Source organism: Mesorhizobium sp. M0968, from assembly GCF_040319065.1.
GTDB lineage: Bacteria > Pseudomonadota > Alphaproteobacteria > Rhizobiales > Rhizobiaceae > Mesorhizobium.
Genome location: NZ_JAMYNL010000003.1, coordinates 155,874 through 174,861, shown reverse-complemented (window position 1 = coordinate 174,861; position 18,988 = coordinate 155,874). Strand labels below are relative to the sequence as shown.

Sequence of the window (18,988 nt, the reverse complement as noted above, 5' to 3'; positions counted from 1 at the left end):
GTCAGCCGGCCTTTGCCATCTGCATCAGCGTGACACGGCTCTGCAGCCGGCGCTGTGCCTGGTCGACGACGACGGCGACGATGATGACGAGGCCCTTGATCACCATCTGCCAGAACGAACTCACTCCCATCATCACCAGCCCGTCCGAAAGGATGCCGATTACGAAGGCGCCGACAATGGTGCCGCCGATCGTGCCGCGACCGCCCGACATCGAGGTGCCGCCGAGCACCGCCGCGGCAATGGCGTTCAGCTCGAAGCTCTCTCCGGTTGCCGGATGCGAGGCCATTAGTTCGGACGAGATGATCAGCCCGACGATCGCCGCGCAGAAGCCGGAGAACATGTAGACGAACATCTTCACCATATTGACGCGGACGCCCGAAATCCGCGCCGCCCGTTCATTGCCACCAACCGCGAAGATGTGGCGGCCGAGCGGGGTGTATTTGGCGAGATAGGCCGCCCCTAGCGCAACGACGAGCAAAATCCAGAGCGCGACCGGCAGGCCGAGCAACCGGCCGGCGCCGAGAAAGCCGAATCCGGTGGTGCCGAGCTCCGGCTTGCCGACGAGATTGGGGAAAGTACGGCCGTCGGACGACAGCAGCGCCAGGCCGCGCGCGACATAGAGCACGCCGAGCGTGGCGATGAACGGCGCAACGTTGAGCCTGGTGATCAGCAAGCCGTTGACGGCGCCGATCAATATGCCGACGGCAAGCGTGATCAGCGCGATCTCGAAGACGTTGAAATAGATGGTGTAGCCGACCTGCAGGTCGATGCCGTTGAGCACGAGATAGCCGGCCACCATGCCGCACAGGCCGACGATCGAGCCGACCGACAGGTCGATGCCGCCGGTGATGATGACGAAGGTCATGCCCATTGCGAGGAATGCGTTCAGCGCCACATGCTTCGACATCAGGATAAGATTGGCGGCCGATAGGAAATTGGGGGCGGCTATCGAGAAGAATAACAGCACGGCGATCAGCGCGATGAACGTCCTCGCCTTCATCAGCGTCAGCAGGACCGAGCCGCCCGACATGGAGTTGACCGCCGCCTTGGCTGGGATGTCAGTCATGCGTCTTGCTCTCCGTGCGGGACCGGTCCGTGGCCGAAGGCGGAGGCAGCGACGAGTGCGGCCTCCGTCGCCTCGGCGCGGTCGAACATGCCGGTCAGTTTTCCATTGCTCATCACCGCGATGCGGTCGGACAACGCCATCACTTCGTCGAGATCGGAGGTGGCAAACAGAATCCCCAGGCCGTCGCGCGACAGCTTGCGCATGGTGCGGAACACGTCGGCCTTGGCGCCGACGTCGATGCCGCGGCTGGGCTCGTCCATCAACAGCACCTTCGGCCCGGTGAGCAGCGCCTTGCCGATCACCACCTTCTGCTGGTTGCCGCCTGACAGCGACGAGACTTCCTGCGCCGGATCGGCGACCTTGATCGCCAGTTCGCGCACCGTCCGGGCCACCGCCTGTCGTTCGGCGGCACCACGAATGTGGAACAGGCGCACGAACCGCGACAGGCTGGCCAGCGTCAGATTGCTGGCGACGGAGAGGATCGACACCAGCCCTTCGCGCTGGCGGTCTTCGGGGATCAGCGCCAGGCCGCGCCGGATGCGCCGCGTCGTGTCGCGCTCGTGCACTTTTTTGCCGGCAATGAATATCGTGCCCGTCGAATGGCCGTGGCGGCCCATGATGCAGTCGAACAGCTCGCTGCGTCCGGCGCCCATCAGGCCATAGATGCCGAGAATTTCGCCGGCGCGCAGCGACAGCGAGACGTGATCGACCGCAAGCCCGCCGGTGACGCGCGGCAGGCAGATGTCCTCGGCGCGGAATATTTCCTCGCCCGGCACATGGCCGTCGGCCTTGGCGAAGTCCTTGGCATCCGAGCCGATCATCTGCCGCACGATCCACTGGGTGTCGACGTCTTTCATCTCCGCCTGGCCGGTGATGCGGCCGTCGCGCAGCACCGTGATGGTGTCGCCGATGCGGATCAGTTCCTCGAGCCGGTGCGAGATGTAGACGATTGCCACGCCGCGTGCCTTGAGGTCGGCAATCACCTTGAACAGTATCTCGACTTCCGCCGCGCTGAGCGCCGAGGTCGGTTCATCCATGATCAGGATGCGCGCATCGAGCGAAACCGCCTTGGCGATCTCGACCAACTGCTGCTGGCCGATGCGCAGATCCTCGACCAGCATGTCGGGCCGGATGCCGGCTTCCAGGCGTTCAAGGAACTCCGCCGCACGGCGCTCCTGCTCCTTGCGGTCGATCTTGCGGAAGCGGTTGGTGATCTCGCGGGTGGCGAAAATATTTTCGGCGACAGTCAGATTGCCGAACAGATTCAGCTCCTGGAAAACCATGCCGATGCCGCGGCTCACGGCATCACCGGAAGACGAGAATGAAACCTCCTCGCCGTCCAGCAGGATGCGCCCGAGCGTCGGTTGCTCGACGCCGGCGATGATCTTCATCAGCGTCGATTTGCCGGCTCCGTTTTCGCCGACCAGCACGTTGACCGCGCCTTTGCGCACCTCGAAATTCGCCCGCTTGACCGCGACGGTGCCGGAATAGACTTTCGAGACGTCCTCCAGCTTCAGGATGACATCTTGATCGCCGCTCATGACTTCGGCCCGATCTTTGCCTCCGCCGGCGTCACCAGCGGCAGGTCCTGGCCACTGCCCGGCGTATAGGCGCCAAGTACCTCGACGCTGCGGCCCTCGAGTGCCTCGCGCGGCAGCTTGGAAAGCACGGTCTTGTCGGCATAGGCGTTGAAAGCCTTGCCGAACTGGGCGAAGTCGATCTGGTTGGTGAAATCGTTGAACTGGATGAAGTCGAGGCTGTCGCGCAGCGCGGTTCCGCGCATTGCGGGTCCGATCTGCACCCGCGCGTCCGCCTTGCCGTCGCCGTCGGCATCGACGTCCATCGTCGCCGCGCGTGACTGTGTGTTGGCTGCCACGACCTTGCCCTCGATCCGAACGGCGAAGGTCCATGGCGAATTCGCCTGCTTCTTCGGGTTGCCGTATTTGGCGCCGGCAGCGGCGGGATCGGTCTTGGCCAAGGTGTGAACCTCGGCAAACGGCCCGGCCTTCTGCTGCAGATAGGGTATGACTTTCGCCGCCCAGATGTCCTCGACCATCTTGTCGGGATCGAATGCGGAGCCAGTGCCGCCGTTTTCCGCCGACGGCGTCGGCAGGATCTTGCAGGCGGTCAGGCTGCCTATTGCTGCGAGGAACAACGCGACAAGGATCGGCCGGGTCAGCGTGTTGAACATGTCGGCTCGTTCGGCATGGCGGTCAGGAGCACCCAGAGAAATGGAGGCAAGGGCGAAATGGAAGCAAGGGACGAACCGGAGGCTCGTCCCTTGCTGCTTGATGTTACGCCGGCTCAGTTGGTGAGCGCGAACGTCTCCAGCTTGGCGGCATTGTCGCCATTGACCAGGACGCAATCCATCAATTGCTTTTCCTCGGCCGGAGACTTCTTGTTCTTGATGAAGTCGTTGGCCTGCTCGACCGCCATCTGCGCCTGCGCGAAGGCCGGCTGCAGGACTGTCGCCTTGATGCCGCCGGAGGTGATCGAGTCGCGCACGTCGTTCGACCCGTCGAAGCCGACGACGATGACGTCCTTGCGGCCGGCAGCGGCAAGTGCCGCATGAGCGCCCATCGCCATCGTGTCGTTGCCGGAGATCACGCCCTTGATATCGGGATTGGCCTGGAGGATCGATTCCATCTTTGAATAGGCCTCGGTCTGGCTCCAATTGGCCGACTGCTGCGCCACCATCTTCAGGTCCGGATAGTCGTCGATGACGTCGTGGTAACCCTTGGAGCGGATGCCGGCATTGGTGTCGGATTCCTTGCCGACGAGCTCGACGAAATTACCCTTCTCGCCCATCAGCTTGACGAATTCCTGCGCGCCGAGCTGGGCGCCCTGATAATTGTTGGAGACGATCTGCGCGACGGCAACGCCGGTGGCATTGATCTCGCGATCGATCAGGAAGGAAGGAACGCCTGCGTCCTTGGCCTTCTGCACCGCGGCGACGGTGGCGTCGGCGCCGGCATTGTCGAGGATGATCGCCTTGGCGCCGCGGCCAATCGCCGTGTCGATCAATTCGGATTGCTTGTTGGCGTCGTCGTCATGGACGAGCACCAACGCCTCGTAGCCGAGTTCCTTGGCCTTCGCCTCCGCGCCGACAGCTTCCGCCTTGAAGAACGGATTGTCATGCGAGGGCGTGATGATGGCGATCAAATCCGCCGCATAGGCGGGTGCGGCGGTGCCAAGCGCCAGCATGCCGGCAAAAGCCGCAAGCGTCATTCTGCGTGTCAGTTTCATGTATTCCTCCCGTTGAAAATCTGTGCCTTGTCCCCAAGGCTATATGCATTCGATTTGGTTAGTCGTAGGCGGCGGGTCGCGTCATATTCACAAGCCCTTGGCCGGCTTCACTTCGACGGATCGCTCCCCCTATCCTCCACTCATCCAGCGCCTGATTCCTGCTGCGAAGCTTGACGGTCCGATCCATCGAACAGCTAAGCCAACTGGTATAATGAGTCAATGACAATTTCAGGTGACATGTTCCGGAGAACGCGTCGCTGCCCTCAAGTGATGCGCTGAATGCTCGCGGCAATCTCCTCCGGCTCGAACACCCGCTTCCAGTCGTCGCGCATCAGCACCGGCTTGCCGAACTCTATCGCCTTGTTGCAGGCGTCGGAGAACACGCCTTTGGTCTCGCCGAAGATGACGGCGCCAAGCACGTTCATATGACCAAGCAGGAAATCGAGCGCCGCCTGCTTGTCGACCCCGCGCGCCACCACCTCGTCAACGGCCTCCTTCATGACGACGAGCAGCGAAGCGCATACCGTTTCCGAAAGGCCGGGCTCGAGCAGCGCCATCTGATCGACGGTGACGCGATGCGAGCGCATGACCGGGGCCCAGATGATCTTGGCGATCGCCTCACCCTTGGCGAAATCCTCCTCGGGTCCCTGCATCAAGGCGCTGACCATGTGTTGCTTGGCCTTGACGCCGCCGAAATAGTCCTTCTTCGCCGCCATGTCGGTCTCGTCGTTGAAAATCGGCGGATGGCACGGGTGGGTGACGAAATACGTCAGGTCCGGCCGCTTCGGCAAATGCCCGGCGAAAGGTGCCGCGGCGTCGAGCACGACGACCATCGTGCCTGATGCAAGCTTGCTCTCGATGTTCGCCGCGACCTTGCCGATATGCGTGTCCGGCACCGCCAGGATCACCACATCGGCGCCATCAAGCGCCTCATCGGCGCTGACGGCATCGATGCCGAGGCCCGACTTAAGCCGCTCGCGGCCGGCGTCGCTGACCTCGACATGGCGTATCGTATAGGGAGATCCGCGAAAATTGGTCGACAGACGGTAACCCATTTTGCCGCCCGCACCAAACAGCGCAATCGTTGTCATGTGTCCGTTACTCCTGAATTCCAACGATGGCCCTGCCGATCGTCATCCCATTGACTTGTATGCACATTGCCGCCGGTTGGCGGATTAGAGAACGCAGGGGAGCCGCCGCTCAAATGACGATGCCATGGACGATGTCTCGGGCGCCCGGATGTCCAGCACAGCGCAGCTACGCGGAGCATGCTACCTTAGGTACACATTATACCAGCATACCAAATTGGCAAGCGGCCATGGCACGGCTCTGACCACTTGCTCGACCGTCGTTTACCTCCTGTTCAACGGCAAGGAGCGATCATCGCGCTGAACCGCCGATCGGCGGGATGATTCGCAGCCGACAAAGGCCCATGCTCGAAACTTCACTCTACAGCCCGGTCAAGACCTTCCTGGAAGGCCTGGGATTTATGGTCAAGGGCGAGATCGGCGGCTGCGATCTGCTGGCGCTGAGTGCCGACTCTCCGCCGATCGTCGTCATCTGCGAGCTGAAGCTGAAGTTCAACCTCGAACTGGTGCTCCAGGGCGTCGACCGTATGGCGGCGAGCGACGAGGTCTGGCTAGCGGCATGCATGTCGGCCCGTGGCAAGGGCCGTGAGAGCGATGTGAGATACCGCAATCTCTGCCGTCGGCTCGGCTTTGGCCTGCTTGGCGTGCGACCGAACGGCGAGGTTCAGGTGCTGCTCAGCCCGACGGCATTGGCTCCGCGTCGGGACCCCCGGCGCCGCTCGAAGCTGATCGACGAACATCGGCGTCGGCAGGGAGATCCTGTCGCCGGCGGCGGCTCGCGTGCGCCGATCATGACCGCCTATCGCCAGCAGGCACTGGCATGCGCCGCAGCACTCGCCGACGGCCCAAAGCGGCCGCGTGACTTGAAGCCCAAGCTGCCGAACGCGCCCAAGATTCTGCTGCACAATGTGTATCGCTGGTTCGCGCGCACCGATCGCGGGATCTACGAACTGACCGCTCAGGGCCGTGAGGCGTTGCAGCGCTGGCCGCAGACCGATCGCAGCCACACCGCTGCCTGAGACAGGCAACGCCGGATTTCGCGCCCTGCTTTCCGCGACAATCACGGCTTTCGGCAAGACATCACCTCGTCACGGAACCATATTTCGACACGATGGTTTTGTCGTCACCGAATTGATCGTCCGCTGAGCAAACGGAAGGAACGGCCATGCGCCTATCGACGACAATTGCCACACTTTCGGCGCTGGCCCTTGCCTCGCCGGTCTATGCGCAATCCGTGGCACCAGAGCTTGCCCCTGTCCCGCCGACGGCCCCGCAAACCCTGCCAGAGCAAGCCACGCCCGAAGGGACCACTCCCGACCAGGCTACACCTGACCAAGCCTTCTCCGCCCAGAATTTCACCGCTGTGACAATCGTGGCGATGGAGGATCTGCCTCCTGAAATCAAGGCACAGGCGGAGGCCGTCGTCACCCAGACCAGCGCCGAGGATTTGCGCATCCTGCAAAGTTCGATCGACGCATCGCCGCAGGCGGCATCGGCGTTGGCGGCGAACGGGCTTAATTCCACGCAGGTCGTCGCAGCTAATATCGACGGCGACGGCACCCTGACGCTGATCATCCAGACGACGACGTGAGCGGCTGAAAGCGGACAAGCCGGCTCCGGCACGGAACCAAAGCCCGCTTGATCGCGGAGGACTGTCATGGCCGAGGCTGCAGTTCGCAACTTCACCATCAATTTCGGGCCACAACATCCCTCCGCTCACGGCGTCCTGCGGCTGGTGCTCGAACTCGACGGCGAGATCGTGGAACGCGCCGATCCCCATATCGGCCTGCTGCATCGCGGCACCGAAAAGCTCATCGAGTACAAGAACTACCTGCAGGCCTTGCCCTATTTCGACCGGCTCGACTACGTCGCGCCGATGAACCAGGAGCATGCATTCTGTCTCGCCGCCGAGAAGCTCCTCGAAATATCGGTTCCGAAACGCGGACAGCTCATCCGCGTGCTTTTCTGCGAAATAGGCCGGCTGTTATCGCACCTCCTCAACGTCACCACGCAAGCCATGGACATCGGCGCGCTGACGCCGCCGCTCTGGGGTTTCGCCGAGCGCGAGAAGCTGATGGTCTTTTATGAGCGCGCGTCCGGCGCCCGCATGCACGCGAATTATTTCAGGGTCGGCGGCGTGCATCAGGATCTGCCGCCGGAACTCCTAGACGACATCTGGAAGTTCTGTGATCCGTTCCTCAAGGTCTGCGACAATCTCGAAGAGCTGTTGACCGAGAACCGCATCTTCAAGCAGCGCAATGTCGATGTCGGGGTGATCGGCCTCGACGATGCCTGGGCCTGGGGCTTTTCCGGCGTGATGGTGCGCGGATCGGGCGCGTCCTGGGACCTGCGCAAGGCGCAGCCATACGAATGCTATTCGGAGATGGATTTCGATATCCCAGTCGGCAAGCATGGCGACTGCTACGACCGCTATCTCGTCCGCATGGAGGAAATGCGCCAGTCGGTCCGGATCATGCGGCAATGTCTGGAAAAGTTGCGCTCACCAGAAGGCCAGGGACCGGTCGCGATTCCGAGCCACAAGATCACGCCGCCGCCGCGTGCCACGATGAAGCGCTCGATGGAAGCGACGATCCACCACTTCAAACTTTATACCGAAGGCATTCGCGTGCCGAGCGGTGAAGTCTATGCCGCCGTCGAGGCGCCGAAGGGTGAATTCGGCGTCTACCTCGTGTCGGACGGGGGCAACGTTCCCTACCGATGCAAGATCCGCGCACCTTCCTTCGCCCACCTGCAAGCGATGGATTTCCTGTCCCGAGGCCATATGATCGCCGATGTTGCCGCGATCATCGGCTCGCTCGACATCGTGTTCGGAGAAATCGATCGCTAGTTTAGCCAGGTCGCAGGATCTTCCCCGATCGCAGGATCATTCGTCGTTAGTAGCCGCGCAGGCAGGCCTGGACGGCGCTCGACCACCGGTCAGACGAAGGCTCTCACCTGTGGCGGGCCAGCTCAAATTCTCACATCAAAGACGGACGCATGGCCGCGACAAGGCGCAGCCAAGCGTCAAGGAGTTTCACAATCTGCGCGGCCCGACGGCGCACGAGCCCTTCCAAGTTCGGAAGCGCTCTCCACGGCGCGGAAAGAACGCGTGTTCCGCCGTTCCTCGTACCGCCTCAATGCACGATCAAGCCCTTCATCCAGGCAACAAATCTGTTGCCGCGAACTATCCCGCGCACCCTGGCAGCGGCCCATCTCGCTTGCATCGTAGCGCCGACATGGCAATGGCAGACGATTTGGTGCAACTGCCGGTCGCTCAGTTCGAAGAAGCGCTTTGCCTCACCATAGGTATCATCGCTGAGGCCCATGGCACGCAGAACCGGATCCTCGAAGGCGACAGTGAGCGGCGTCCCAGCGCCACGCGATCTGTCGCGCGCTTCCCTGTTCATATATTCGGTGCCTGGAAGCGCCCCAAGGCATCGCGTCGGGTTTTGTTCGAGAAGTTCCGCCCAACGTTCAATCCGCTGGGTTCGAGTCATCGCCGGATACGCCGCGAAGGACTCAACTTCCGCGACGGCCTGCAGTTGGTCGAGTGTTTGATGTTTCATGGTCGGCTCCTGTCGACAGGTGAATTCGCCCACGCCTATATGAGCAATTATCGCGCCATGGAGCGCTGACAAGGCCGGACCGCCGCAACATGAGGCGTACGGATCACCTGCCCGGTGAAGCGGCGCTCGAATTCCGACGCGCCCCCGCCTGTGTTCGATGTCGACCCGTTAACCGAACCCGTTTCCGGACAGGAACTTTTGCGGAAGCTTGCCGTTTGGCTTTGCGTCCGCTTCGGCGGCTGCAATATCAATCTTGAAAGCAATTCCGTTGGACACGAAGCCTCAACGCGTCGAGCAAGACGTCGAGCCTGTAAATGAAACCCGGGAGCAACCGGCCCCGGTTCGAGAATCTCGTGAGCGATCGGCAGAGCCCCGGCAGGAAAAACCCGACGGGAACGCCTCGCAACGAAAGGCCGGTCTGCTCGGCTTTCCCAGGCGCCATCCCTATGCGGCCGCAGCCATCGCGCTTGCGCTGTTGCTCGTCGCGGCAGGCATCGCGATCTGGTGGCTGAACGCTCGCCAGTACGAATCGACCGACGACGCCTTCATAGATGCGCGCACAGTGACGATCGGTGCGCAAATAGCCGGCCGCCTTACCGAACTGGCGGTTACCGACAATCAGCATGTACAGGCGGGCGATGTCCTCCTGCGTATCGACGACAGCGACTATCAGGCAAACCTGAAGCAAGCCGACGCCGGCGTTGCCGCGGCCGAGGCCGAAATCGTCAATGTCGCCGCCCAGATCGAGGCTCAAAACGCGAAGGTAAACGCTGCCCAGAGGCAGGTTGCACAGGCCAAGGCAGCGCTGGATTTCGCCAAGGCCGAGGATCAACGCAATCGCGAACTCCTGGCCAGGGGCACAGCAACGCAGCAGCAGGCGCAGCAGGCGGCATCGACGTTGCGTCAGGACCAGGCCGCGCTGGACAGCGCCGAGGCCAATGTCGCCTCCGCAAAAAGCCAGGTTTCGGTCTTGCAGGCACAGGCCAGGAGCGCCGAGGCGCAGCTCGAGCAGGCCAAGGCCAGCCAGGAGCAAGCCCGCACGACGCTGTCACGCACGACTATCACAGCACCCGCAGCCGGGCGGGCAACGAGCATTTCTGCGGCTAACGGCACCTACGCCCAACCTGGCCAGGTATTGATGATGTTCGTTCCCGACGAGGTCTGGGTGAAGGCCAATTTCAAGGAGACGCAGCTCGATCTGATGCGGCAGGGACAGCCGGTCGACATCGACATCGACGCCTACCCGGACAAGTCCTTCCATGGTCGCGTCGACAGTATCCAGGCCGGCAGCGGCACCGCCTTCAGCCTCCTGCCGGCCGAAAATGCCACCGGCAATTTCGTCAAGGTGGTACAGCGCGTGCCGGTCAAGATCGTCTTCGACAAGCCGCCGGATGTGCTTCTCGGGCCGGGCCTGTCGGTGGTGCCGACGGTCAAGGTGCGATGAGCGGCGAAACCGCCAGAAATCAGGGTGAAAGCCGATCCGCCGCCGGGACGCACAATCCCTGGCTTATCGCCGTCGTCGTCTCCATCGCCACTTTCATGCTGGTGCTCGACACCTCGATCGCCAATGTCGCCCTGCGCAACATCGCCGGCAGCCTGGCGGCCGGAATGGACGAAAGCACCTGGGTGATTACCACCTATCTCGTTGCCAACTCGGTGATCATCCCGGTCAGCGGCTGGCTGGCAAGCATCATCGGCCGCAAGCGCTACTACATGCTCTGCGTTGCGACCTTCACCGTCGCGTCGCTGCTGTGCGGACTGGCGCCCAACCTGGAACTGCTCATCCTGTTCAGGGTCCTTCAGGGACTCGGCGGCGGCGGCATGGCGCCAAGCGAGCAATCGATCCTTGCCGATACCTTTCCGCCAGAAAAGCGCTCGCAGGCCTTCGCGCTTTACGGCATTGCCGTCATCGTTGCACCGACGGTCGGGCCGACGATCGGCGGCTGGCTGACCGACCATTTCTCCTGGCACTGGATCTTCTTCATCAACGTGCCGTTCGGCATCCTGTCGCTGGCCCTGGTGCAATGGCTGTTGGTCGAACCGGACGTACTCGAACGCGAACGCAAGGAACGGCTGAAAGGCGGCCTGAAGATCGACGGGATCGGGTTCGTCCTGGTAGCGACGGCATTGGGGTGCCTGGAGATTTTTCTCGACCGGGGCCAGCGCTACGATTGGTTCGCCTCGGATTTCATCACCACTTTCGCAGTGATTTCCGCGATCGCGTTCCTGCTGCTTATCCCATGGGAACTCAGTCGCAGCGATCCGGTCGTCGACATGCGCCTATTATTCACGCGCCAGTTCGGCACGGCGTTCCTGGTCATGATGGCGGTCGGTGCTATCCTGTTCAGCACCACCCAGATCGTGCCGCAGCTGCAGCAGACGACATTTGCCTACACCGCGACGCTCTCGGGCCTTTCGATGATGCCGGGCGGCATCGCCATGTTGATCTTGATGCCGGTGTCCGGATTTGTAGGCAGCATCGTGCAGCCCAGATACCTGATCATGACGGGCATGTCGGTGGTCGCAGTGGCCCTTTGGCATATGACCTCGCTTACTCCGGACGCCAGCTTCCGCTTCTTTGCCTTTGCCCGTGTTTTCCTGATGGTCGGGCTGCCGTTCCTGTTCATTCCCATCTCGACCGCGGCCTATGTCGGCCTGCCCCCGCAGAAGACCAACCAGGCATCTGCGCTGATCAACGTTGCACGCAATATCGGCGGCAGCATCGGCGTCTCGCTGTCCAACACCGTCATTGCGCAAAGCTCCCAGATCCATCAAACGAATCTGGTCGGCCACACCGTGCAGTCGTCGCCCGCCTATCAGCAGGCGCTTCGGCAGGCGACCGAGCATTTCGTCGCCCAGGGTTCGCCAATGGTCGAGGCGAAGCAGCAGGCGATCGCCTGGCTTGGCCAGTTGATCGCTCGCCAGGCCACGCTGCTCGCCTATGTCGATGTCTTCCGCTACTGCGCGGTGGCAACCGCCCTGCTCGTTCCGCTGGCGCTGCTGCTGCGGTCAAGCAAGTCAGGCGGCAGCCAGCCGAATCCGGAGATGGGCTGACCCGCAGGCGCGACGGTGTAGTTCCAAAAACGGGCAAGCCGGGAACCAGCCGACCCGTTGCGTTGTTCTGCGCCAAGAGGAGATGATTACGATGGCCACTATTCCCACACCCGAGCCAACACCGACCCCGGTGCCACCGCCTCCCATCCCCGATCCCAAGCCCGTGCGTGAGCCGGACCCCGACAGGCTCCCCGACGAGGATCCCGTTCCCAACCCGGATGAAAACGACATTCCACCGAAGCGGATGGCTGTTACCCGGCAATTGCCATGATCGTTCTGCAGCGTGCACGGGCGATTGCTTCCGCCAGTGGCGCTGCCTGTCAGATTTCGAGCATGGCGTAGGGGCGGCCAGTCGGTTTGGCGACATGCATGGCAACGTTATAGACCGACGCCCCGCCCGGCGTACGGCCCTCGTAGGCGCCGCGATGCGCATGACCATGCACCACCGCACTGACCTGGAACCGGTCTATTGTTTCGGCCAGGCGTGACGAACCGAGAAACGGGAAGATCTCCAGCGGCTCGCCTTCGACCGTCTCGACGACAGGCGCGTAGTGCAGAACGACAAGCGTGCGTTTGGCGCGGACCTGCCGCATCGCGTTTTCAAGCCGCATCGCTTCGTTCACGCTTTCAGCCACCATCGACTTGATGGCCGGTTCGCCGAAGGAGCCGAGCATGCGCGATCCAAAACCGCCAACGAAACCCTTGACCCCGACGAACCCGACCTCGTGAATCTCCGTCGCCTCGCCATCGAGCAGATGAACGCCCGCCTGGCGCAGAATGTCGGTGACCTGCTCGACGGCGCCTGACTCATAGTCGTGGTTGCCAAGTACGGCGACGACGGGGATCGTGCAGGCACGCAGTTCCTCGGCAAGGATTTCGGCCTCCCGAGGCTTGCCGAGATTGGTAAGGTCGCCGGTCAGCACGAGAACCTGGGCTTCGCGCGACATCTCGCCGAAAAGATCGCGGTACGACGCCTGGTCCTCCTTGCCGACATGCAGATCGCCGATGGCGGCGATCTTGAGTGTGCCGCCGTTTTCCGCCTTTGCCGAAGCAGGTTTGAGTTCGTCAGCCATCGCTATATTCTCCTTCACCGCCGACGTCGGCAAAGCCCCATTCCTTGACGTCGATCTCATAGTCGGTTCGTGAAAGCATGCGCCCGCGGCAGATCCGCATCCGGGAAGGCGGCAGTTCGCGCTGTTTGGCCAGCCGGTCGAGCAATTCGTCGAGCAGCCACGCCGGCACACGGTCTCGCTCCGTCGGATAGATCCATCGGAAGTTCAAGAGATGCATCAGCAAGACTTCCCAATGGACTTCCATGTAGGAAAGCAGCCTTTGCCAATCGATCTGGTCGTGGGCCTTGAGGATGGTGTGCGCGACGTCGGCGCCATCGTGGCGGCGGCGGTCCTGGATGAAGCTTTTGGACCAGATAAGCTCGGTTGGGCCGATGATCCGCACTTGGCTGCCCAGCAATTCGCCCTGGCGGGCGTGCTCCAGCCACAGGTCGTCGACGGGCATTGTGCCGTTCATCGAGGCGAAAATGACGTCGAAAAAATGCATGCCCTTGAACACTTTGCCGAGCCACCGGTCGTCCTCGACCACGACGGCGTAACCGATCCGCTTGAAATGGGCGAGGATGCGCGGGCAGTCGCCGGCCTTGCAGAAAATATCGAGATCCTTGGTCAGGCGGGTGATCCCGGTATAGGCGCTTACGGCATAGGTGCCGGCGACGAGAAAGGGGATGCCGGTCGTAACAAGCTCGCGGATCGCCTCGATATAAAAGACCTCCGCTTCGGCATTGCGAGGCGTCGGGGCGGCTTTTGGATCGACCGACGGAACGGATGCCGGGATGGCGCTTTCCGGTGGGGGATTAATGATCATAGCAATGGCTCCTGGCCCGGCAGACCAGCAGCCGCCTGTATCTAATAGCCAAGCACGCCCGATGGTTCCCGCCGTTACGCCGTACTGCCGCTCCCGCCGCTGCATCAGGCGAACACATCGCCGTCGCAGGCCTTCGAAGCGGTCATGGCTGTCGCCGCCGCGGCAGTGATGAAAAGATATGCGACCGGTTATTTTTGGCGTCAGGATCGCAGTGCAATCAGCCTCAAGCCCGTCGAGGCGGAGTAGGCCCGCTATCATCCTCAGGTCCGGAAAGGATTGGCTTCAACATGGTTCCGGAGCTGTCGGAGGCGCTGCGCACCCGGCGCAACAGCCCTTTCAGCGCCCGTAGCCAAACCGGCTCTGTTTTCCGGAACGCTGCAGGCGGCGTGGCGAAAAGGCCATTCTCCATTTTGTAGTTCCTCACAGTCTCAGTCCAAATCAGCGTTCTTCAACGAGCAAAGCTTGTGTTGGTTCCGCGTCGCCATCGGCGGGAGCACGGGCTGGACGGGGCGGGGCCATCATTGGCGGGTTCGAGCAGGCTGGCCTTCTGCAGCGAGATCAGCGCTTCGCGAGATCAGCCTCGGCGATCAAGTGGCGGAATTCAGCCACCAGCCGGCGGGATTCGGCTCGTATCCTGATGCGCCGGCTCTGGACACGACCCGCGAAGGCTGAAATTGTGATCGTATTTCCAGTTGCAAATCTGGTTGGGCTCGGCGGGGATGGCGCTGGTTTCTGAAGACATTGCCCGCCATCCGGCGCTGCGTCGCCATGTCCAGGCTCAGTCGCGGACGCTTCTCCAGACCTATGAAGCGAACCCGCGGCTGGCCTCCATATTCGCCACCCAACAACGTTGGCTGATGGCCCATATCGGCCTTGCCATGTATTTCAATCGAGAGCCGGACGATCATCGCAAGGGACTTACGTCCGCACGGTTCATGGACGACATCTGCCGGCATTCGGTGGCCAGCCGCAACACCGCCGACGCCTTCCTGAAGGAGATGCTGCATTACGGCTTCATCCGGCATCTGCCGATCAAATATGGGCGCATCCGCCCCTTTGAGCCGACCGCGGGCACTCTGGAGACGGTTGCCGGCTGGGTCATGGCTCATCTCAGAACGCTGGACAGCCTGGACAGCGGATTTCGACTGGCTGCATTCGTCGCACAACCGGACATGCTCGCCAAACTGCAGCCGCTGGTGGCCGACGGCCTGCTTTCGTCGCATGCCGTGCGCGAGCCGAGACAGACCTTTTCCTTGTTCACCTGGCTCGACCATGGCGGCATCGTCATGGATTGGCTGATGTCCGGCGTCGACCCCGATCATGCCGACCTGGACCGAATCCCGACCGGTGTCGTCTCAATCGGAGATTTCGCGAACTGGCTCAAGCTTTCCCGGACCCACCTGTCACGCAAATTGGGCGATGCCGAAGAACTCGGCAGCGTCGGCTGGTTGGGCCAGCGCGGTCACTCGGTCATGTGGGTGTCGAGCGAGTTCTATCAGGAATACATGACCGCCCAGGCGGTCAAGCTCGCCATCATCGATGCAGCCTTCGATAACTGTGTTGTAACTTCGCAAGCCAGCTGAACCGCGAGCCGACCGCCGTCGTGGCAGCCTTGGCGCCGCCGCGACGGAGGTCCGGCATTTCAATCGATGTCGAACGACACGCCCTGCGCAAGCGGCAGCGCCTTGGAATAATTCACCGTATTGGTGGCGCGCCGCATATAGGCCTTCCAGGCATCGGAGCCGCTCTCGCGGCCGCCGCCGGTTTCCTTCTCGCCACCGAAGGCACCGCCGATCTCGGCCCCTGACGTGCCTATATTGACGTTGGCGATACCGCAGTCCGATCCGTCGACGCTAAGAAAGCGCTCGGATTCCTGCAGGTCGCGGGTAAAGATCGAGGATGACAGCCCCGCTCCCACCGCATTGTGTTCTTCTAGCACGGTGTCGAAGTCCGAATATTTCATCACATAGAGGATGGGCGCGAAGGTTTCCTCCGTCACGGGCGAAACCTGCCGCGGCATTTCGACCAGCGCCGGACGCACATAGTAGGCGTCGGGGTGACCGTTCTCGACCCGCATTCCGCCGGTTATCTTACCGCCATGCGAAGCCGCCTCCTCCAGCGCCTTCTGCATATTCTCGTAGGCAGCCTTGTCGATCAGCGGGCCAACCAGAGCGCTTGTCTCCAGCGGATTGCCGACCGAGACGCTCTCATAAGCCTTCTTCAGGCGCGGAACGAGCTGGTCATAGACGCTCTCATGCACGAACAGGCGCCTGAGCGTCGTGCAGCGCTGGCCGGCCGTGCCCATGGCGCCGAAGGCGATAGCGCGGAGCGCCATGTCCAGATCGGCCGTCGGGCAGACGATGCCGGCATTGTTGCCGCCGAGCTCCAGCACGGCACGGGCAAAGCGCTTCGCCAGCCGTGGGCCGACATCCCTGCCCATGCGCGTCGAGCCGGTGGCCGAGACCAGCGGCACCCTGGGATGATCGACCAGGATCTCGCCGACGGCGCGATCGCCGATCAGCACGGGCGCCAGTCCCTGCGGCGCGTCAGCACCGAAACGCTTTACCGCGCGTGCAAAAATCGCCTCACAGGCGAGCGCCGTCAGCGGTGTCTTCTCCGACGGCTTCCACACCACCGCGTCGCCGCAGACCAGCGCAAGTGCTGCGTTCCACGACCACACCGCGACCGGAAAGTTGAAGGCCGAGATGACGCCTACGACGCCGAGCGGATGCCAGGTCTCCATCATGCGATGGCCGGGACGCTCGGTGGCGATGGTCAGGCCGTACAATTGCCGGGAAAGACCGACGGCGAAATCGCAGATGTCGATCATCTCCTGCACTTCGCCAAGACCTTCGGATGGGATCTTGCCGACTTCGATCGATACCAACCGGCCAAGCTCGGCCTTGTGTGTGCGCAATTCCTCGCCGAGCAGCCGCACCAGTTCGCCACGCTTGGGAGCTGGCACCTGCCGCCACGCCAGGAAAGCTCTGTGGGCATTGTCGATGGTCGTTGCCGCATCGGCCGGCGAGATGGTCTTCAGCGCGGCGATCTGCTCGCCGGTCACCGGGCTGCGCACGATAAGATCGCCGCCCGTAAGCGCGCGCTCGGCAACGCCCAGTTTCGCCAGAAGCCCGGCCGTTTCCTTCGCAATCGTCATTTTCATCCCTTTCAGATTCCGTCGCTCATATGGCGTCGGTCCAAGCCTTGCGCCATACCCACTCCCTGCCGGTCGGCACACCAGGCGCTGTCATGGCGTGGCATTACGCGTTTCAGGGAGAAATCGCCACCCCGGCATGGTCCAAGCCGGCGTCCGACTGTTGAACCAGCCAGATAGAGCGAATCAGTGTGCCGTCTTGGCGGTTTCCCGCACGGCGCTTTCTTTCATCAGCCGGTCGATATGCATGCGGATATGCGCTGCCTCGGCGGCCGTATTGGCAAGCGCGATGGCGCGGTCGAAAGCGACGCGCGCCTCCTCGCCGCGGCCAAGCTGCATCAGCAGTCCGCCCTTGAGGCCGAAGAAATGGAAATAGCCGGAAAGCCTTCCCTCCAGCGGCTCGATCATGGCGAGTGCGGCTTCCGGTCCACGCACCTTGGAGACCGCGACGGCGCGGTTGAGCGTCACCACCGGCGACGGCTGCATCTGCTCGAGCAGGCCGTAGAGCAGGTCGATCTCGTTCCAGTCCGTATCCTCGGGCTTTTCCGCCCGCGCATGCAGTGCGGCTATCGCCGCTTGCACCTGGTAGGGACCGGGCTTGCGATGGCGCAACGCCTTATCGACCAGCGCCAGGCCTTCATCAATCATCTTGCGGCTCCACAGGCTGCGGTCCTGGTCTTCGAGCAGCACGATCTCGCCGTTCTCGTCGAAGCGAGCCGGCGAGCGTGCATGCTGCAGCAGCAACAGCGCCGTCAGCCCCATGATCTCCGGCTCGGTCTGGAACAGCCTGAGCAGCAGCCGGGCCAGCCGGATCGCCTCTTCGCAAAGCGGCGCACGCGCCGAAGCCTCGCCGCTGTTGCTGGAATAGCCTTCGTTGAAGATCAAGTAGACCATGGCGGCGACGGCGGCGAGCCGTTCGGAGCGCTCGACCGCTCCCGGCGTCTCGAACGGCACCCCGGCGTCGGCGATACGCGCCTTGGCGCGCGTGATACGCTGCTCCATGGCGCTTTCACCGACCAGGAAGGCGCGGGCGATCTGCTTGACCGTCAGGCCGGAGACGATGCGTAACGCCACCGCGATCTGCTGTGTGGCCGGCAGGTCGGGATGGCAGCAGATAAACAGCAGCCGCAAAATATCGTCGCGGTAATGCGCCCCGTCCAGCCGCTCGGCGACGTCGCTCTCGGCATCCTCCAGATCGGAGATCTGGTCCTCCTCCGGCAGCGGCGCCTGCTTGGCGCGCTTGCGCACCGCATCGATGCCGCTGTTGCGGCCGACGAAGATCAGCCAGGCTGCCGGATCGCGCGGCGGACCGTTTTTCGGCCAGTTGTTCAGTGCCCTCAGGCAGGCGTCCTGGAATGCTTCCTCCGCCGCGTCGAGGTCGCGGAAGTAGCGCAGCAATGCCCCCATCGCCTGCGGGCGAGCGGTGCTGATTGCCGTGCTGATCCAGGCGAGTTCGGTCATGCGGAAACCTTGGCGGGATTGAAGAGCGAGACCGGCCGGATTTCGTAGGAGCCGCCGCTCGGGTTGACCTCGGAAAGCTCGCGCGCGAAGTCGACGGCCTCATCGAGGTCGGCGCATTCGAGCGTGTAAAAGCCGAGGAACTGTTCCTTGGTTTCGGCAAACGGGCCGTCGATGACGATCGATTCGCCCTTGACCTTCCTCAGCGTCGTCGCCGCGGTCGTCGGCAAGAGCCGCGCCACCGGGCCAAGCCGGCCCGCCTGGGCATATTTTTCCTGCACACCCAGAAGTTTTTCCATGACGGCGTCGTCCTGCTCCTTGCTCCAGGAGCAGACGACGTCTTCGGAGGCATAGCAGAGGATCGCGTAGAGCATGGGTCGTCCTTTTCTCTTTCAAAGGACGAAACACTAGGACCGATGCCGACATGGCGTCGACAAAAAAATACGCTCCGTCCGGCGTCCCAGCCCCTAACTGAAAT

Annotated in this window: 17 protein-coding genes; 6 read left to right on the top strand and 11 right to left on the bottom strand. The window is 62.6% G+C overall.

Features of this window, described 5'->3' with window-relative positions; translation table 11 throughout:
- Nucleotide 1: 1 nt before the first annotated feature.
- The 5 genes from NKH67_RS06310 to NKH67_RS06290 form a co-directional block, all read right to left on the bottom strand.
- Nucleotides 2-1,066: an ABC transporter permease gene (locus NKH67_RS06310; protein WP_023675478.1), complete on the bottom strand. Its 1,065-nt coding sequence runs from the start codon at nucleotides 1,064-1,066 to the stop codon at nucleotides 2-4.
- Nucleotides 1,063-2,607: a sugar ABC transporter ATP-binding protein gene (locus NKH67_RS06305; RefSeq protein ID WP_352469590.1), complete on the bottom strand. Its 1,545-nt coding sequence runs from the start codon at nucleotides 2,605-2,607 to the stop codon at nucleotides 1,063-1,065. Before NKH67_RS06305 ends, NKH67_RS06310 begins: the two co-directional genes overlap by 4 nt.
- Entirely contained in the window at nucleotides 2,604-3,257 is a 654-nt protein-coding gene (locus tag NKH67_RS06300) for a DUF2291 family protein (RefSeq protein ID WP_352469589.1), read from the bottom strand. Before NKH67_RS06300 ends, NKH67_RS06305 begins: the two co-directional genes overlap by 4 nt.
- A gap of 113 nt (nucleotides 3,258-3,370) precedes the next feature.
- Nucleotides 3,371-4,312 carry a D-ribose ABC transporter substrate-binding protein gene (locus NKH67_RS06295; RefSeq protein ID WP_352469588.1) on the bottom strand — a complete coding sequence of 314 codons (942 nt, stop codon included), beginning with the start codon at nucleotides 4,310-4,312 and terminating at the stop codon, nucleotides 3,371-3,373.
- Between the two features lie 263 nt (nucleotides 4,313-4,575).
- Nucleotides 4,576-5,403 carry a phosphogluconate dehydrogenase C-terminal domain-containing protein gene (locus NKH67_RS06290; RefSeq protein WP_352469587.1) on the bottom strand — a complete coding sequence of 276 codons (828 nt, stop codon included), beginning with the start codon at nucleotides 5,401-5,403 and terminating at the stop codon, nucleotides 4,576-4,578.
- A gap of 341 nt (nucleotides 5,404-5,744) precedes the next feature.
- On the opposite strand from NKH67_RS06290, the gene NKH67_RS06285 reads away from it, so the two are divergent.
- The 3 genes from NKH67_RS06285 (at nucleotide 5,745) to NKH67_RS06275 (ending at nucleotide 8,248) form a co-directional block, all read left to right on the top strand.
- On the top strand, nucleotides 5,745-6,419 hold the full coding sequence (locus NKH67_RS06285; RefSeq protein ID WP_352469586.1) for a DUF2161 domain-containing phosphodiesterase: 675 nt from the start codon (nucleotides 5,745-5,747) through the stop codon (nucleotides 6,417-6,419).
- 146 nt (nucleotides 6,420-6,565) lie between these two features.
- Nucleotides 6,566-6,991: a hypothetical protein gene (locus NKH67_RS06280; RefSeq protein WP_352469585.1), complete on the top strand. Its 426-nt coding sequence runs from the start codon at nucleotides 6,566-6,568 to the stop codon at nucleotides 6,989-6,991.
- 66 nt (nucleotides 6,992-7,057) lie between these two features.
- Nucleotides 7,058-8,248 (top strand): NADH-quinone oxidoreductase subunit D, encoded by a 1,191-nt coding sequence (locus NKH67_RS06275; protein ID WP_352501918.1) that lies wholly within the window; start codon nucleotides 7,058-7,060, stop codon nucleotides 8,246-8,248.
- A gap of 286 nt (nucleotides 8,249-8,534) precedes the next feature.
- On the opposite strand, the gene NKH67_RS06270 is transcribed toward NKH67_RS06275, so the two are convergent.
- Nucleotides 8,535-8,966: a hypothetical protein gene (locus tag NKH67_RS06270; protein ID WP_023675469.1), complete on the bottom strand. Its 432-nt coding sequence runs from the start codon at nucleotides 8,964-8,966 to the stop codon at nucleotides 8,535-8,537.
- Between the two features lie 268 nt (nucleotides 8,967-9,234).
- On the opposite strand from NKH67_RS06270, the gene NKH67_RS06265 reads away from it, so the two are divergent.
- Together NKH67_RS06265 and NKH67_RS06260 are read left to right on the top strand one after the other, a co-directional pair.
- Nucleotides 9,235-10,410: an HlyD family secretion protein gene (locus NKH67_RS06265; RefSeq protein WP_352612832.1), complete on the top strand. Its 1,176-nt coding sequence runs from the start codon at nucleotides 9,235-9,237 to the stop codon at nucleotides 10,408-10,410.
- Nucleotides 10,407-12,020, top strand: coding sequence for a DHA2 family efflux MFS transporter permease subunit (locus NKH67_RS06260; protein ID WP_352469582.1), 1,614 nt, complete (start codon nucleotides 10,407-10,409; stop codon nucleotides 12,018-12,020). The genes NKH67_RS06265 and NKH67_RS06260 overlap by 4 nt, the downstream gene beginning before the upstream one ends.
- A gap of 320 nt (nucleotides 12,021-12,340) precedes the next feature.
- Here NKH67_RS06260 and NKH67_RS06255 read toward each other — a convergent pair whose 3' ends face one another.
- Both NKH67_RS06255 and NKH67_RS06250 read right to left on the bottom strand, forming a co-directional pair.
- A complete protein-coding gene (locus NKH67_RS06255; RefSeq protein WP_352469581.1) occupies nucleotides 12,341-13,093 on the bottom strand; it encodes a metallophosphoesterase family protein in 753 nt (250 codons plus the stop codon).
- Nucleotides 13,086-13,898: a nucleotidyltransferase family protein gene (locus NKH67_RS06250; RefSeq protein ID WP_352469580.1), complete on the bottom strand. Its 813-nt coding sequence runs from the start codon at nucleotides 13,896-13,898 to the stop codon at nucleotides 13,086-13,088. The genes NKH67_RS06255 and NKH67_RS06250 overlap by 8 nt, the downstream gene beginning before the upstream one ends.
- A gap of 719 nt (nucleotides 13,899-14,617) precedes the next feature.
- On the opposite strand from NKH67_RS06250, the gene NKH67_RS06245 reads away from it, so the two are divergent.
- Nucleotides 14,618-15,481, top strand: a complete 864-nt coding sequence (locus NKH67_RS06245; RefSeq protein WP_352469579.1) for a hypothetical protein — start codon at nucleotides 14,618-14,620, stop codon at nucleotides 15,479-15,481.
- A gap of 59 nt (nucleotides 15,482-15,540) precedes the next feature.
- Here NKH67_RS06245 and amaB read toward each other — a convergent pair whose 3' ends face one another.
- The 3 genes from amaB to NKH67_RS06230 form a co-directional block, all read right to left on the bottom strand.
- Complete coding sequence (gene amaB, locus NKH67_RS06240) at nucleotides 15,541-17,055, bottom strand: L-piperidine-6-carboxylate dehydrogenase (protein WP_352501921.1); 1,515 nt, start codon at nucleotides 17,053-17,055, stop codon at nucleotides 15,541-15,543.
- 183 nt (nucleotides 17,056-17,238) lie between these two features.
- Nucleotides 17,239-18,513 carry an RNA polymerase sigma factor gene (locus NKH67_RS06235; protein WP_352448164.1) on the bottom strand — a complete coding sequence of 425 codons (1,275 nt, stop codon included), beginning with the start codon at nucleotides 18,511-18,513 and terminating at the stop codon, nucleotides 17,239-17,241.
- On the bottom strand, nucleotides 18,510-18,884 hold the full coding sequence (locus NKH67_RS06230) for a YciI family protein (RefSeq protein WP_254817007.1): 375 nt from the start codon (nucleotides 18,882-18,884) through the stop codon (nucleotides 18,510-18,512). The genes NKH67_RS06235 and NKH67_RS06230 overlap by 4 nt, the downstream gene beginning before the upstream one ends.
- Nucleotides 18,885-18,988 lie beyond the last annotated feature (104 nt).